We start from the raw sequence: 12,902 nt of genomic DNA on the forward strand, positions 1-12,902 counted from the left end.
CGTGCGCGTGTGCTGGGCCGCTACCAGCTTGAGGCAGCGATCCAGTCCGCCCACGTCGCGCGTCGCTTCGGCGCCGCCGACTGGGCCGCGATCGCGCATCTCTACGAGGGGCTGATCGCGCTTGCGCCGAGCCTCGGTGCGTTGATCGGGCGTGCGGCCGCGCTGGCCGAAACCGCTGGCCCGGCGGCCGCACTGGCGGCGCTCGAGACGATCCCGCGCGAGGTGGCGGAGCCGTACCAGCCGTACTGGGCGCTGCGTGCCGATCTGCTGGCGCGGCACGGCCGCGGCGCCGAGGCGGCGGTCGCCTTCGCGCGCGCGATCGCGCTCGCCGCCGATCCGGCCGTGCGTGCGTTCCTTGTCGAGCGCGCGGGCGCTACGGCGGCGGGATCGCCCCCACCTGCTCGACGATCCGCCGGTAGTGCTGCGGCCGCCGGTGGGCCGCGAAGTTGAACATCTTGGTCTTGCCCTGAAGGCACGCGTCGAGATCGCAGTCCGCCACCAGCACCTCGTCGGCGAGCGTCTTGGCCTGCGCGACGATCAGCCCGTTCGGATCAACGATGCACGACCCGCCGATCAGCCCGGCGCCGTCCTCCACCCCGGCCTTGGCCACCGCCACTGCCCAGCAGGCGTTCATGTAGGCGTTCGCCTGCGCGGCCAGGGTGGAGTGGAAGGTGCGCAGTTCCGCGCTTTCGCCCTCGCCGCCGTTCGGGTCGTAGGCAGCCGAGTTGTAGCCGACCAGCACCATCTCCGCGCCTTGCAGCGCGAGGCAGCGCCAGCCCTCGGGCCAGCGGCGGTCGTTGCAGATCAGCATGCCGATGATCCCGCCGAAGGCGTGGAACGCCGGGAAGCCGAGATCGCCATAGGCGAAGTAGCGCTTTTCGAGCTGCTGGTATCTCTGGTCCGGCTTCACCTGCTCCGAACCCGGCAGGTGCACCTTGCGGTACTTGCCGAGAATCGTGCCGTCCGTGCCGACCAGGATCGCGGTGTTGTAGCCGCGACGGCGCACGGTTCCGTCCTCGAACGCCGCGGGGGCAAGTTCGGCGTAACCGACATGGAAGCCGATGCCGAGCGCCGTCGCCCGGTCGAACAGCGGCTGCACGTTCGGGTTCGGCATCGCCGGCTCGAAGTAGGAGAGCAGTTCCGCCTCGTCCTCGAGCGGCCAGCGCGGGAAGAAGGTGGTGAAGGGCAGTTCGGGGAACACGGCGAGCGCCGCGCCTTCCTCCGCTGCCTGCTCCAGGAGCGCGATCATGCGCCCCAGCGTGTGGGCACGGCTGTCGGCCCGTTGGGTCGGGCCCATCTGGCAGGCGGCGACACGAACGATCCGCGGCATCACCGTCACCCCGCCTGCGGCGTCAGCCCGGCTGCGGTGATGCCGGCGACCGCGGCGGCCTCGTCCTTGTCCGAGGTGTCGCCGCTGATGCCGACCGCGCCGATCGCGCGCCCCTCCTGCATCACCAGCACGCCGCCGGCGACCGGCACGAACGCACCGCCCGTCGCGGCCGCCGCGGCATTCAGGAACGCCAGCCGCTCGGCGTTGCGCGCGCCGATCTCGCGCGAGGGCAGGCCGAGGCCAAGGGCCGCCATCGCCTTGCCCATCGCGATCGCGAAGCGGGCGAGCCCGGCGCCGTCTTCGCGCTTGTAGGCGACGAGCTGCCCGCCGGCATCGACAACGGCGACCACCAGCGGCGCGCAGCCGGCTTCCCGCCCTGCGGCGAGCGCCGCGTCGACTATTGTCGATGCGGCCTCCAGCGCCATCGCGGAGTGAACCGGATAGACCATCGGATGCGCCATGCCGTGTCCTCCCTCAGGCCGTCTGCCGCTTCACGAACGATCCGTCGCCCGGCTTGTTCAGCACGGACGTGCCGTCCCAGATCTGCCGCCCGCGGAGATAGCTCGCGGCAACGCGTGCGCGCATCGCCCGACCGTGATACGGGCTCCAGCGACACTCCGGCCGATCGACGATCGACGCTTCGTCGAACGTGAAGTCGCCGCGCTCCATCACGCAGAGATCGGCGTCGGACCCCACGGCGATCCGCCCCTTCTTCGGCAGGAGGCCGTGGTACCGCGCGGTCTCCTCGGCGCAGTACTTCGCCATCAGCGTCAGCGGCAGGCCGCGCTCGGCGAGCAGCGAGAGCATCAAGGGCGCGAAGGATTGCAGTCCCGTGAGCCCGGCGCCGTTCTTGAAGATGTCCTCGTCGAGCTTGCGCTCGATCGGCCAGGGGGCGTGGTCGGTCGAGACATAGGCGATCTTGCCGCTCACCAGCCGGTCCCACATCCGCTCGACCTCCTCGGCGGTGCGGAAGGGCGGGTTGCACTTGCCCTTGCCCTTCAGCCGGACGATGTCGTCCTCGGTCATGCAGAGATACTGGATGCAGGCCTCGCCCGACGCCCGCATGCCGAAGCCGCGATAGGTCTCGGCGAGGTCGAAGCCGCGCGCCAGCGAGGAATGGGCGATGTGGACATGCGCGCCGGTGGCGAGCCCGATCTCGAAGATCGTCACGTTCGCCAGGTTCTCGCAGAGCGGCGGGCGCGTGCGGCAGTGCATGATCGGATCGGTGCGGCCGGACTCCTGTGCCGCCTTCGTCATCGCGACCACGATCTCCTGGTCCTCGTTGTGCAGCGCAACCATGAGCCCGGTCTCGGCGATCAGGCTGAACGCGCGCTCCATCTCGACATGGTCAATGCGCGGGAACCGCGTCGCGTCATACTCGTAGGTGGAGAGCTTGAAGGACGAGGCGCCAGCAGCAGCGAGGTCCTTGATGTGGTGCGTGCCGCCGGTCTTCTGGATCGTGGCGTAGAGGGCAACGTCCACATGCGCGGTGCGGTTCACCCAGCCAATCTTTTCGTTGAACAGCTCCGCGTTGGTGACGGGCTTGGGGATGTCGTAGGGCATGTCGACGACGGTCGTGACGCCGCCGGCAGCCGCCGTTCGGGTCGCGGTCTCGATCCCGGGCCAGCCGAAGGCCGAGGCGGTGTGCATGTGCCCGTCCACCAGGCCTGGGAACACCAGCATGCCGCGGTGATCGGAGAGTTCGACCGCGGGCGGCGGCGGGCCCTCGCCGATCGCGGCGATGCGCCCGTCGCGTACGGCGACGAAGCCGTCGCGGAGGATCGTCTCGCTGGTGACGAGGTCGCCCAGCACCACGCGGTCGAAGGGCGGCGGCAGTTCGCTCATTGTGCTTGGTGTCTCCGGCGTCGTTCGGTGCACGTCTTGCGCCCGTCTCGGGGGCAGGTCTAGGTATCCGCCCGCCAGTCAAGACCGCGCGGCCGCTGCGATCAACCCGTCCCGGCCCGCGCCGCGCCCGAACCATCCGAACGAACGGGGATCCCGCATGAAGCTCCACTCCGTCCGCGTCCATCCCTCCAAGGCGCTGCTGCCACGCGAAGAGCAGCTCGCCTGGAAGATCGCCGGCGTGGCGGTCGACAAGGTCGCCGTCCAGCGGGACGTGGCGGAGATGATCATCAACCGGATCATCGACAACGCCGCGGTCGCGATCGCCGCGGTCAACCGCCGCCCGGTCGCCTCGGCGCGGATGATGGCGCTCGCGCATCCGCGCAAGGGGGGTGCTGCCGTGTTCGGCCTGCCGGCCGCGCGCACGGTCAGCCCCGAATGGGCTGCCTGGGCGAACGGCACCGCGGTGCGCGAGCTCGACTTCCACGACACCTTCCTCGCCGCCGACTACTCGCACCCGGGCGACAACATCCCGCCGGTGCTGGCGGTGGCGCAGACGGTCGGCCGCTCGGGCAAGGACGTGATCCGCGGTCTCGCCACCGCCTACGAGATCCACATCGACCTGGTGAAGGCGATCTGCCTGCACCGCCACAAGATCGACCACATCGCCCATCTCTGTCCGGCCGCCGCCGCCGGCATCGGCACACTGCTCGGGCTGAAGCAGGACGTGGTGTTCCAGGCCGTGCAGCAGGCGGTGCATGTCAGCTTCGGCACGCGCCAGAGCCGCAAGGGCGAGATCAGCTCGTGGAAGGCGTTCGCACCGGCCCATGCCGGCAAGCTCGCGGTCGAGGCGGTGGACCGGGCGATGCGCGGCGAGGGGGCGCCCAACCCGATCTATGAGGGCGAGGACAGCGTGATCGCCTGGATGCTGGCCGGGCGCGAGAACCGCGATCACGAGTACCTCGTGCCGCTGCCCGAGAAGGGCGAGGCCAAGCGCGCGATCCTGGACAGCTACACCAAGGAGCATTCGGCGGAGTACCAGAGCCAGGCGCTGATCGACCTTGCCTTCCGCATGCGCGAGAGGATCACGGACTTCGAGGCGATCGAGCGCATCCTGATCCACACCAGCCACCACACCCACACCGTGATCGGCACCGGTGCCAACGACCCGCAGAAGATGGACCCGAAGGCGTCGCGCGAGACGCTCGACCACTCCATCATGTACATCTTCGCGGTCGCCTTGCAGGACGGGCGCTGGCACCACGTCGACAGCTACACCCCGCGCCGCGCCCAGCGCGCCGACACCGTGCGGCTGTGGCACAAGATCGAGACCACCGAGGACCCGGAGTGGACGCGCCGCTACCACTCCGATGACCCGAACGAGAAGGCGTTCGGCGGTCGGGTGCAGATCGTCCTGAAGGACGGCACGGTGATCGAGGACGAGCTCGCGGTCGCCAATGCCCATTCGCTTGGCGCCCGCCCGTTCCAGCGCCCGGACTACATCCGCAAGTTCCGGACGCTGACCGACGGCATCATCTCCGCGCGCGAGGCGAACCGCTTCCTCGAGGCGGTGCAGGACCTCGCCGCACTGCCGGCGGGCGGCCTCGCCGCGCTGAATGTGGCCCTGCCGGCGGGCCGGGTGACGCTCTCGCCGGTGAAGGGGATCTTCGATGCGCCGATGCGTTCGGCCGAGCCGGCGGCGGCACGGCGCGTGGTGCGGCGGGCCGAGGAGAAGGCGCGCACCAAGACGATGAAGAAGGCGCGGCGGGTGAAGAAGGTCGTGCAGGGCAAGAAGGCCCCGCGCACCCGCCGCAGCCGGGGTTGAGGTCACGAGGGTGAGGAAGAGAGGCTTGGCCCGATGAACGACACCGTCTCTGCGCCGCAGGTCTTCAAGGGCCTGGTCGGCGTGCATGCCGACGTCACCGCGGTTTCGAAGGTGATGCCGGAAACCAACTCGCTCACCTATCGCGGCTACGCGGTGCAGGACCTTGCCGAGCAGTGCCGCTTCGAGGAGGTGGCGTATCTGCTGCTGAACGGGGAACTCCCGAACCGCAAGCAGCTCAACGCCTTCACGAAGGAGGAGCGCGAGAACCGCAAGATCAGCAAGGTGCTGATCCGCACGATCGAGTCCTTCCAGCGCAAGGCCCACCCGATGGACGCGACCCGCACGGCGGTCAGCTTCCTCGGGCTCGAGGACCCTGAGGCGCAGGACGTCTCGGAGGCGGCCACGCGGCGCAAGGCGATGCGGCTCTACGCCAAGATCCCGACCGCGATCGCCGCGATCAGCAGGCTGCGCAAGGGGAAGCGGCCGATCCAGCCGAAACCCGAGCTCGGCTTCAGCGAGAACATCTTCCACATGTTCTTCGGCAAGGTTCCCGACCCGGAGATCGTGAAGGCGTTCGACGTCTCGATGACGCTCTATGCCGAGCACTCGTTCAACGCCTCGACCTTTGCCGCCCGCGTGGTCGCCTCGACCGGCGCCGACCTGCACGCCGCCGTCACCGCCGGCATCGCCGCGTTGAAGGGGCCGCTGCATGGCGGGGCGAACGAGGCGGTGATGCACATGCTGAAGGAGGTCGGCACGGCCTCGAAGGCCAAGGGATGGATCGACGACAAGCTCGAGCACCGCGCCCTGGTGATGGGGTTCGGCCACCGCGTCTACCGCTCCGGCGACTCCCGCGTGCCGACCATGAGCAGGTACCGCGACATCGTCGCCGCCCGGCTCGGTGGGGAGAAGTGGGTGGAGATCAGCCGCATCCTCGCCGAGGAGATGCTGGCGATGAAGGGAATCCACCCCAATCTCGATTTCCCGGCCGGCCCCACCTACTACCTGATGGGATTCGACATCCCGATGTTCACGCCCCTGTTCGTTGCCAGCCGCATCACCGGCTGGTCGGCGCATGTGCTCGAGCAGATGGCCGACAACCGACTGATCCGCCCGCTCTCGCACTATGTCGGCGTGGCCCAGCGCGAGATCCCGCCGATCAAGGCGCGCTGAAACGTTCCGACCGCAAGGCAGGGGCGCGGGTCGCAGGGCTCGCGCCCTTCCTGCGTCTGGCCTAGCCTTTCGCAAACGCCGAGAGGAGAGACGCCCATGGCCGACACCCATCCCCGCTTCGCCTGGTTCAACGGCCGGCTCGTGCCGTGGGAGGAGGCGCGCATCCACGTCTACTCGCCGGCGGTGAAGTACGGCGCGGGCGTGTTCGAGGGGCTGCGCGGCTACTGGAACGAGGGCGAGCGCGAGATGTTCGTCTTCCGCCTGCGGGAGCATCTCGAGCGCCTGGCCTTCGGCATCAAGGTCATGCGGTTCGACGTGACCGCCGATCTCGGCCAGCTCGAACGTGCCGTGATCGAGGTGGTGCGCGCCAACGAGTTCCGCGACGGGGTGCATATCCGCCTCTCCGCCCTGCTCGACGGCGACGGCGAGATGTACTCGGTCGGGCCCGTGACGTTCTGCTGCACCGCCAACACGCGGCCGCCGACCAAGGCGCTGACCGAGGGACTTGCCGCCGGCGTGGTGTCGTGGCGCCGGCCGGAGGACGCGGCCCTGCCGATGCGCGTCAAGGCGAACGCCAACTACCAGAACGGCCGCATGGCGGTGCACGAGGCCAAGGCAAACGGCTACGGCGCGGCGATCCTGCTGAACAACATCGGCAAGGTCGCGGAGGGGCCCGGGATGTGCCTGTTCATGCTGCGCGGCGGCGTCGCCGTCACCCCGAGCGTCACCAGCGGCATCCTGGAGAGCATCACCCGCGACGCAGTGATCCGCCTGCTGCGCGACGAGCTCGGGGTGGCGGTCGAGGAGCGCGACGTCGACCGCAGCGAGCTCTATGCGGCCGATGAGGCGTTCTTCTGCGGTACCGCCTGGGAGGTGACGCCGATCACCTCGGTCGATCGCTTGCCCGTCGGCGACGGCAGGGTCGGCGCTCTGACGAAGCGCCTGCAGGCGCTCTACTTCGCGGTGGCGAAGGGCGAGAGCGCGCTGCATCCGGCGTGGCGCACGCCGGTCTACGGAGCAGCGTCCGCACGCGCGGCGGAGTGATCCGAGCGACGCAAGCGCGTCGCCGATACATCCTGCGGTGTGCTTCGCGCGCGCGACGCGGATGAAAATGCTGCGCGTTGATTGCTTTTTGTTGACAGCGCTGCACACGACTCGCATAGCGTGATGTTGCGGATGCAGATGCAATCCGATTCGCGCATGCGATCGCCGCATCTGAAGTGTCCGCGAGAGGGAAGGACGGTCCATGGACCGCACGCACGCCGAAGTCACTCCGGTGACCGAGGCATCCCCGGGCAAGCGAGATGCGGGCGATCGGGTCCCGGCGATGGCGCGTTGCGTCACCGTCGGCGTTCGTGCGCACCGGCGCGTCCGGGCCTCGCATGCCGGGCGGCCACTTGTCGCCGCCGCGGCCCAGCCGCGGCCTGCGGGGATGTGCCTGCGTGACGGGACCCTCAACAGAAAGGAGTTTGTGCACGTGTCCATGACCAAGGACGTGCCGGCGGCGGTCGAGGCCATCCGTGCGGCGCGCGAGGCGAATGCGGAGGCCGCGGAGTCCCGCGCGCAGCCGATGGCGATGCGGGCGGCGACCAAGAAGGCGCCCGCGAAGAGGAAGCCTGCGGCGCGCAAGGCGGCCGCGAAGAAGCCGGCGGCCAGGAAGGCGGCGCCGAAGCGTGCGACCGCGGCCAAGAAGGCGGCGCCGAAGCGCGCCGCGGCGAAGAAGCCGGCGACGCGTCGTGCGGCTGCGGCGAAGAAGCCGGCGGCCCGCAAGACGGCGGCGCGCAAGCCCGCGGCGCGCAAGCCTGCTGCGCGCAAGACCGCTGCGGCGAAGAAGCCGGCGACGCGTCGCGCAGCCGCTGCGAAGAAGCCGGCGGCGCGCAAGACTGCCGCGCGCAAGCCAGCGACGCGCCGCCCGCGCAAGGCCGCTGCCGAAGCGCCGACGGCGCCCGCCTCGGATACGCCGAGCATGTGAGTGCGTGACCGGCCTTCGGGCTGGTCGTGCAGGGCGCGTCCGCTGCGGCGGACGCGCCTTTTTCTTGGCCTGTCAGCCGAAGGTGCGGTGCAGATCCGCGACCTGGTCCGAGGTCAGGTGCCGCACCCGGTCGCGGCGGAGCAGCATGAAGAGCTTCGCGGCCTCCTCAAGCTCCTCCGCGGCATAGACCGCATCCGTCAGCGAGCCGCCGGAAACCACCGGTCCATGGTTGGCGAGCAGAACAGCCCGGGCGCTCCGCGCGCGCTCGGCGATCGCCGGCTCCATCGCCGGGTCGCCCGGCCGGTAGTACGGCACCACCGGCAGCGCGCCGCCGATCCGCATCACGAAGTAGGGCGTCAGCGGCGGGATGGGATCACCTGGATCGACATCGTCGAGGCACGCGACCGCAGTCGCCCAGGTGGAGTGGAGATGCACCACGGCCTGCGCCTGCGCGCGCGCGGCATAGAAGGCGCGGTGCATGAACACCTCCTTCGACGGCGTGTCGCCACCGACATGGCGGTACGCCGCATCGAGGCGCGACAGGCGCGACGGATCGAGCCGGCCGAGGCAGGAATTGGTCGGCGTGATCAGGAACCCGTCGGCGAGCCGCACCGAGATGTTGCCCGCGCTGCCGACCGAGAAGCCGCGCCCGAACAGGCTCGCCGCAAGGGTGCAGATCGCCTCGCGCAGCTCTGGCTCGTCGCTCATCGTGCGCCCTCCAGCATCGCGAACGCCTTGAGGAAGAAATCGCGGCCGCCGAAATTGCCGCTCTTCAGCGCGAGATGCAGCCCGCCCGCGGTGTCGGGCGCGTAGGTCCAGGGCACGCCGGGATCGATCTCGGGTCCGATCGCGAGCTGCCGCACGCCGAGCCGCGAGACCACCGCGCCGGAGGTCTCACCGCCCGCCACCACCAGCCGCCGCACGCCGCGCGCGACCAGCCCCTCGGCGACATCGGCGAGGGCGTGCTCGATCAGATGTCCCGCCGCCTCGCGTCCGAGCGCCTCCTGCAGCGCCTCGACGCGATCCGGTGTCGCGCTCGCGGCGATCACGATCGGCCGGTCCGCCGGCTGCGCCTCGGCCCAGGCGATCGCCTGCTGCGCGAGGGCAGCCGTATCGGGGTGCGCGAGCGGATCGAGGGTCAGCGTGGGCACGTGGTCGCGCGCGAAGCCGATCTGGCCGAGCGTCGCGCGCGAGCAGCTGCCGGCGACCACCGCGGCGCGCCCCCTCGCCGGCGGCAGATGCGCCGCATCGCCGCGCGTCGCGAGCAGGCCGGCAGCGCGCCATGTGTCCGGCAGGCCGATCGCGAGGCCGGAGCCGCCGACCATCAGCGCGACATTGTCCGAGGCGGCACCGATGGCGCGGAGATGGGCGTCGGTCAGCGCATCGACGATCGCGTAGCGCCGCGCCTGGTCGCGCAACGCGGTGAAGGCCGACCGGATCGCGCCCGCGCCCTGGTCGACGGCCGCAAACGGCACCAGTCCGACGCTGCCCTGCGTCTGCCGCCCGAGCACGCGGATCAGATTGGCGTCGCGCATCGGTGTCAGCGGGTGGTTCTCCATGCCGCTCTCGTTGAGCAGGACGCTCCCGACGAAGAGATGGCCGAGATAGACCGTGCGGCCGTTGGTCGGGAAGGCGGGGCATACGGGGGCGAAGCCGGCGCCGAGGCGCGCCAGCAGCGCATCCGCGACGGGCCCGATATTGCCTTCGTCGGTCGAATCGAAGGTCGAGCAGACCTTGAAGAACGCCTGCCGGCAGCCTGCTTCGAGCAGCCAGTCGAGCGCGGCGACGCTCTCGGCCACGGCCTCGCGCACCGGCGCGGTGCGCGACTTGAGCGCCACGACGATCGCGTCCACGTCCGGCACGGGATCGTCCGCGCGCGGCACACCGAGCAGCTGCACCGTGCGCGCCCCCTCCTTCACCAGCGTGTTGGCGAGGTCGGTCGCACCGGTGAAGTCGTCGGCGACGCCGCCGAGGATCGGCATGGCTCAGGTCTCCGCTGGCAGGGCGAGCAGGTCGCGATGGCCGATGGTGAGCGCCAACCGGCCACGTGCGAGCGCGCCCAGTCGGTGCTGTTCCCATGCGGCGATGCGTGCGGTGGCGGCGGGCAGGGCGTTCGCGGCGGCGGCCGCGTGCCCGCGCACCATCGCCTCGAGCATCGGTGCGGCGATCGGCGGGATGATCCAGTCCGACGGTGCGGTGGCCACCGTGAACCCGCGCGCGGCGAACAGGCGCGTGAGCGTCGCCGGTGCGTCCGTCCCCATCGCGCGGCCGAGCCCCTTGTCGCGGCGCATGTCGCGCGCGAAACCGCGGGCCACCAGCCGGTCATCGGGATGTGCCGGGCGGAACCGGTCGCGGCCGTCGACATTGAGCCAGGCCAGGAACGGCATGCGCAGCGACCCGGCGAGCCGCTCGGCCCAGGCGGGCGAGACAAGGTCCATCAGCGCCGAGCACACCACCGCGTCGTGTGCGCCGAACGGCAGACGCGACGGGTCATCGCCGAAATCCGTGGCGAGCGCTTCGATGCGCCACGCCCCTCCAGGCGTGTGGATCAGCAGGGCGCGACCCGGCGTGGTGATGCGATACCCGTGTGCCTCGGCCCAGTCGGCGGTGCGCGCGAAGGCATGGCCCAGCAGCTCGGCGTCGGCGTCGACGATCGTCCAGGCCTGGGCGCGACCGATGATCGGCGCGAGAAAGCGGAACAGCGAGGCGGTGCCGGCGCCGAGATCCATGAGCCGCGGCCGCGCCGGCAGTGCCGCGGCCAGCCGCGCCGCGAGCCTGCGCGAGCGCGCCACGCGGTCGAACGGCTCGCGCAGGGCGAGCCAGCCGGCCGAGAACTCCTCGCTCATCCGGCGACCGCGGCGAGTTCACGCGCGAAGGCGTCCGCCTGCGTCTCCCAGCCGGGCAGGCGCTGCCCTGCGGCGAAGGCCGCGTCGCTCATGCGGTGGCGGAGTGCGGTGTCGAAGATGGGCCGTCGGATCGCCCGCGAGAGCGCGACCCAGTCGCCCGGCGGCACCATCACGCCGGCATCGATCGGCAGCAGGTCGCCGATCGCGCCACCCGAGGTGAGCGCGCAGGGAATGCCGCGCTTCAGCGCCTCGGCGACCGCCATGCCGTAGCCCTCATGCCAGGTGGCGAGCGCGAACAGGTCCGTCGCAGACCACAGCGCCTCGAGCGCCTCGTCGGCGATCTCGCCGGCGAAGGTGACGCGCTCGGCGATCGTCAGGTCGCGCGCGAGGGCGGCGAGGGCGGCGGCGTGTGCGCGGTCGCGCTCCAGGCTGCCGACGATGGTCAGCCGCCAGTCGAGATCGGTCAGCCGGCCGAGCGCGCGCAGCAGCAGGTCGTGGCCCTTGCGCGGCACGGCAGCGCCGATCGAGAGGATCGCGCAGCCTGCCCCCTGCAGGCCCTGCGCGCGCCGCGCCGGGTCGGTGCCCGGCTCGACCACGGCGATGCGCGCCTCGGCGATGCCCATGCCGGCAAGCGCCCTCGCGGTGGTCCGGGACGTCGCGATCAGCCGAGCGAGCTGCGGCAGGAGCTGGGTCTCCTTCTCGCGCAACAGTGCGGCATCCGCCTCGGAGAGGCCCTTCTCCAGCGGCGTCGGGTGATGGATCAGCCCGATCGTGCCGGCGCGCGACACCGCCTCGGCTGCGCGCGCAAAGGCCGGCAGGCCAAGCCCGTCGATCACGGGGATTTCGCCCGGGCGGAGATCGGCGATCGCCTGCCAGGCAGACGCCTCGGCGGCTGCGTCGGGCAGCGGATGCCGTCCGGCCAGCTCCACCACGCGCACCGCATGACCGCGCGCGCGCAGGCCCGCCACCATGCGCCGGTCATAGCCGTACCCGCCCGACACCGCGTCGAACGGTGCGGGCACCATCAGCGCGATGGCGAGTGCGCTCATTCCACTGCGGCCTCGTAGGCGGCCCAGGCGAGCGGGCTCTCGCGCAGCAGCACCTTCAGCGCCGTGATCCGCCTGCCGCCCTCGCCGAGCCGTCCGTCCCGCAGCGCCGCGGCCAGCAGCGCGTGCACATGCGCGGCCATGAACTCGGTGGTCGTGTTCTGCCCGGCGAACTGCGGCAGGGCGTCGAGGTTGTCGTAGTCGAAGCCGTCGAGCGCGCGGCGAAGCTCGGCGCGGGCGAGGCCGATGTCCACCACGAGCCCGTGCGCGTCGAGCGTGGCGACGCGGAACTCCGCCTCCACCGCGTAGGTCGCGCCGTGCAGCTTCTGTGCTGGGCCGAACACCTCGCCCCTGAAGGAGTGGGCGATCATCACGTGGTCGCAGACGGTCAGGCTGAACACGCGTGCTCCTTTTCAGACCGACGGGTCGTAGGCGACGACGTGGCAGAGCGCGCCGGGGCTCGCGGCGAGCCGCGCCATGGTCGCGGGAAGATCATCGAACGGTGTGGGGCCGTCGAGCAGCGCGTCAAGCCGCGCGTCGTCCAGCAGACGCAGCGCCAGGGCCAGGCGCTCGGCATGGCTGCGCCGGAAGCGCATCGGGGCCGCGATCGCGCCGACCTGCGAGGAGATCAGGCGCAGCCGGCGGCTGTGGAACGCCTCGCCGAGCGGCAGCGGCACGGTGCGGTCGCCGAACCACGAGGCTTCCACGACGCGGGCCTCGAACGCGGCGCGGGCGAGCGCCAGCGAGAGGCCGTCGGGCGAGGCGGAGGCGTGCACGATCAGCTCGGCCTCGGCGGGCGCGTCCGCCGGCGCGGCGAAGGCGAGGCCAAGCGCGGCGGCGACCGCCGCCTTGTTGGGGTCGCGATCCA

Annotated in this window: 12 protein-coding genes and 2 pseudogenes; 5 read left to right on the forward strand and 9 right to left on the reverse strand. The window is 71.2% G+C overall.

Annotation, left to right across the window (positions count from 1 at the left end; translation table 11 throughout):
• Window positions 1-450 (forward strand): annotated as a pseudogene (locus ACTIFU_RS18385) (RNA polymerase subunit sigma-70); the annotation flags it as partial.
• Here the strand turns inward: ACTIFU_RS18385 and ACTIFU_RS18390 are convergent.
• From ACTIFU_RS18390 to ACTIFU_RS18400, 3 genes are read right to left on the reverse strand one after another with little or no spacing between them, the layout of a single operon-like run.
• A complete protein-coding gene (locus ACTIFU_RS18390; RefSeq protein WP_439579775.1) occupies window positions 374-1,330 on the reverse strand; it encodes an N-carbamoyl-D-amino-acid hydrolase in 957 nt (318 codons plus the stop codon). The pseudogene ACTIFU_RS18385 and the gene ACTIFU_RS18390 sit on opposite strands and share 77 nt — an antisense overlap.
• A 5-nt stretch (window positions 1,331-1,335) precedes the next feature.
• A complete protein-coding gene (locus tag ACTIFU_RS18395) occupies window positions 1,336-1,791 on the reverse strand; it encodes a GlcG/HbpS family heme-binding protein (protein WP_439579776.1) in 456 nt (151 codons plus the stop codon).
• A gap of 13 nt (window positions 1,792-1,804) precedes the next feature.
• On the reverse strand, window positions 1,805-3,175 hold the full coding sequence (locus tag ACTIFU_RS18400; protein WP_439579777.1) for a dihydroorotase: 1,371 nt from the start codon (window positions 3,173-3,175) through the stop codon (window positions 1,805-1,807).
• 157 nt (window positions 3,176-3,332) lie between these two features.
• Between ACTIFU_RS18400 and ACTIFU_RS18405 the strand changes: the two genes are divergently transcribed.
• The 4 genes from ACTIFU_RS18405 (at window position 3,333) to ACTIFU_RS18420 (ending at window position 8,142) form a co-directional block, all read left to right on the forward strand.
• On the forward strand, window positions 3,333-4,997 hold the full coding sequence (locus ACTIFU_RS18405; RefSeq protein ID WP_439579778.1) for an MmgE/PrpD family protein: 1,665 nt from the start codon (window positions 3,333-3,335) through the stop codon (window positions 4,995-4,997).
• Between the two features lie 33 nt (window positions 4,998-5,030).
• Window positions 5,031-6,170: a bifunctional 2-methylcitrate synthase/citrate synthase gene (locus tag ACTIFU_RS18410; protein WP_439579779.1), complete on the forward strand. Its 1,140-nt coding sequence runs from the start codon at window positions 5,031-5,033 to the stop codon at window positions 6,168-6,170.
• A 96-nt stretch (window positions 6,171-6,266) separates the two neighbouring features.
• Window positions 6,267-7,214: a branched-chain amino acid transaminase gene (locus tag ACTIFU_RS18415; protein WP_439579780.1), complete on the forward strand. Its 948-nt coding sequence runs from the start codon at window positions 6,267-6,269 to the stop codon at window positions 7,212-7,214.
• A 439-nt stretch (window positions 7,215-7,653) separates the two neighbouring features.
• Entirely contained in the window at window positions 7,654-8,142 is a 489-nt protein-coding gene (locus ACTIFU_RS18420; RefSeq protein WP_439579786.1) for a histone H1-like repetitive region-containing protein, read from the forward strand.
• A gap of 72 nt (window positions 8,143-8,214) precedes the next feature.
• Here ACTIFU_RS18420 and otnC read toward each other — a convergent pair whose 3' ends face one another.
• The 6 genes and pseudogenes from otnC to ACTIFU_RS18450 form a co-directional block, all read right to left on the reverse strand.
• Window positions 8,215-8,850 carry a 3-oxo-tetronate 4-phosphate decarboxylase gene (otnC, locus tag ACTIFU_RS18425; RefSeq protein WP_439579781.1) on the reverse strand — a complete coding sequence of 212 codons (636 nt, stop codon included), beginning with the start codon at window positions 8,848-8,850 and terminating at the stop codon, window positions 8,215-8,217.
• The gene (otnK, locus tag ACTIFU_RS18430) at window positions 8,847-10,124 is read right to left on the reverse strand and encodes a 3-oxo-tetronate kinase (protein WP_439579782.1); all 1,278 of its coding nucleotides are present in this window, start codon (window positions 10,122-10,124) and stop codon (window positions 8,847-8,849) included. Before otnK ends, otnC begins: the two co-directional genes overlap by 4 nt.
• Before the next feature lie 3 nt (window positions 10,125-10,127).
• The gene (locus tag ACTIFU_RS18435) at window positions 10,128-10,988 is read right to left on the reverse strand and encodes a class I SAM-dependent methyltransferase (RefSeq protein ID WP_439579783.1); all 861 of its coding nucleotides are present in this window, start codon (window positions 10,986-10,988) and stop codon (window positions 10,128-10,130) included.
• Entirely contained in the window at window positions 10,985-12,037 is a 1,053-nt protein-coding gene (locus ACTIFU_RS18440; protein ID WP_439579784.1) for a glycosyltransferase family 4 protein, read from the reverse strand. The genes ACTIFU_RS18435 and ACTIFU_RS18440 overlap by 4 nt, the downstream gene beginning before the upstream one ends.
• Window positions 12,034-12,435: a 6-pyruvoyl trahydropterin synthase family protein gene (locus tag ACTIFU_RS18445; protein ID WP_439579785.1), complete on the reverse strand. Its 402-nt coding sequence runs from the start codon at window positions 12,433-12,435 to the stop codon at window positions 12,034-12,036. The genes ACTIFU_RS18440 and ACTIFU_RS18445 overlap by 4 nt, the downstream gene beginning before the upstream one ends.
• 12 nt (window positions 12,436-12,447) lie before the next feature.
• Window positions 12,448-12,902 (reverse strand): annotated as a pseudogene (locus ACTIFU_RS18450) (dehydrogenase); the annotation flags it as partial.

It is taken from the genome of Elioraea sp. (assembly GCF_051860475.1).
Lineage (GTDB): Bacteria > Pseudomonadota > Alphaproteobacteria > Acetobacterales > Acetobacteraceae > Elioraea.

Bases quoted from the DNA above. Each gene is read 5' to 3' on its own strand.
- ACTIFU_RS18440 (WP_439579784.1), bottom strand. From the start codon at position 12,037: ATGAGCGCACTCGCCATCGCGCTGATGGTGCCCGCACCGTTCGACGCG.
- otnK (WP_439579782.1), bottom strand. From the start codon at position 10,124: ATGCCGATCCTCGGCGGCGTCGCCGACGACTTCACCGGTGCGACCGAC.
- ACTIFU_RS18415 (WP_439579780.1), top strand. From the start codon at position 6,267: ATGGCCGACACCCATCCCCGCTTCGCCTGGTTCAACGGCCGGCTCGTG.
- ACTIFU_RS18390 (WP_439579775.1), bottom strand. From the start codon at position 1,330: ATGCCGCGGATCGTTCGTGTCGCCGCCTGCCAGATGGGCCCGACCCAA.
- ACTIFU_RS18395 (WP_439579776.1), bottom strand. From the start codon at position 1,791: ATGGCGCATCCGATGGTCTATCCGGTTCACTCCGCGATGGCGCTGGAG.
- ACTIFU_RS18435 (WP_439579783.1), bottom strand. From the start codon at position 10,988: ATGAGCGAGGAGTTCTCGGCCGGCTGGCTCGCCCTGCGCGAGCCGTTC.
- ACTIFU_RS18405 (WP_439579778.1), top strand. From the start codon at position 3,333: ATGAAGCTCCACTCCGTCCGCGTCCATCCCTCCAAGGCGCTGCTGCCA.
- otnC (WP_439579781.1), bottom strand. From the start codon at position 8,850: ATGAGCGACGAGCCAGAGCTGCGCGAGGCGATCTGCACCCTTGCGGCG.
- ACTIFU_RS18420 (WP_439579786.1), top strand. From the start codon at position 7,654: ATGACCAAGGACGTGCCGGCGGCGGTCGAGGCCATCCGTGCGGCGCGC.
- ACTIFU_RS18400 (WP_439579777.1), bottom strand. From the start codon at position 3,175: ATGAGCGAACTGCCGCCGCCCTTCGACCGCGTGGTGCTGGGCGACCTC.
- ACTIFU_RS18410 (WP_439579779.1), top strand. From the start codon at position 5,031: ATGAACGACACCGTCTCTGCGCCGCAGGTCTTCAAGGGCCTGGTCGGC.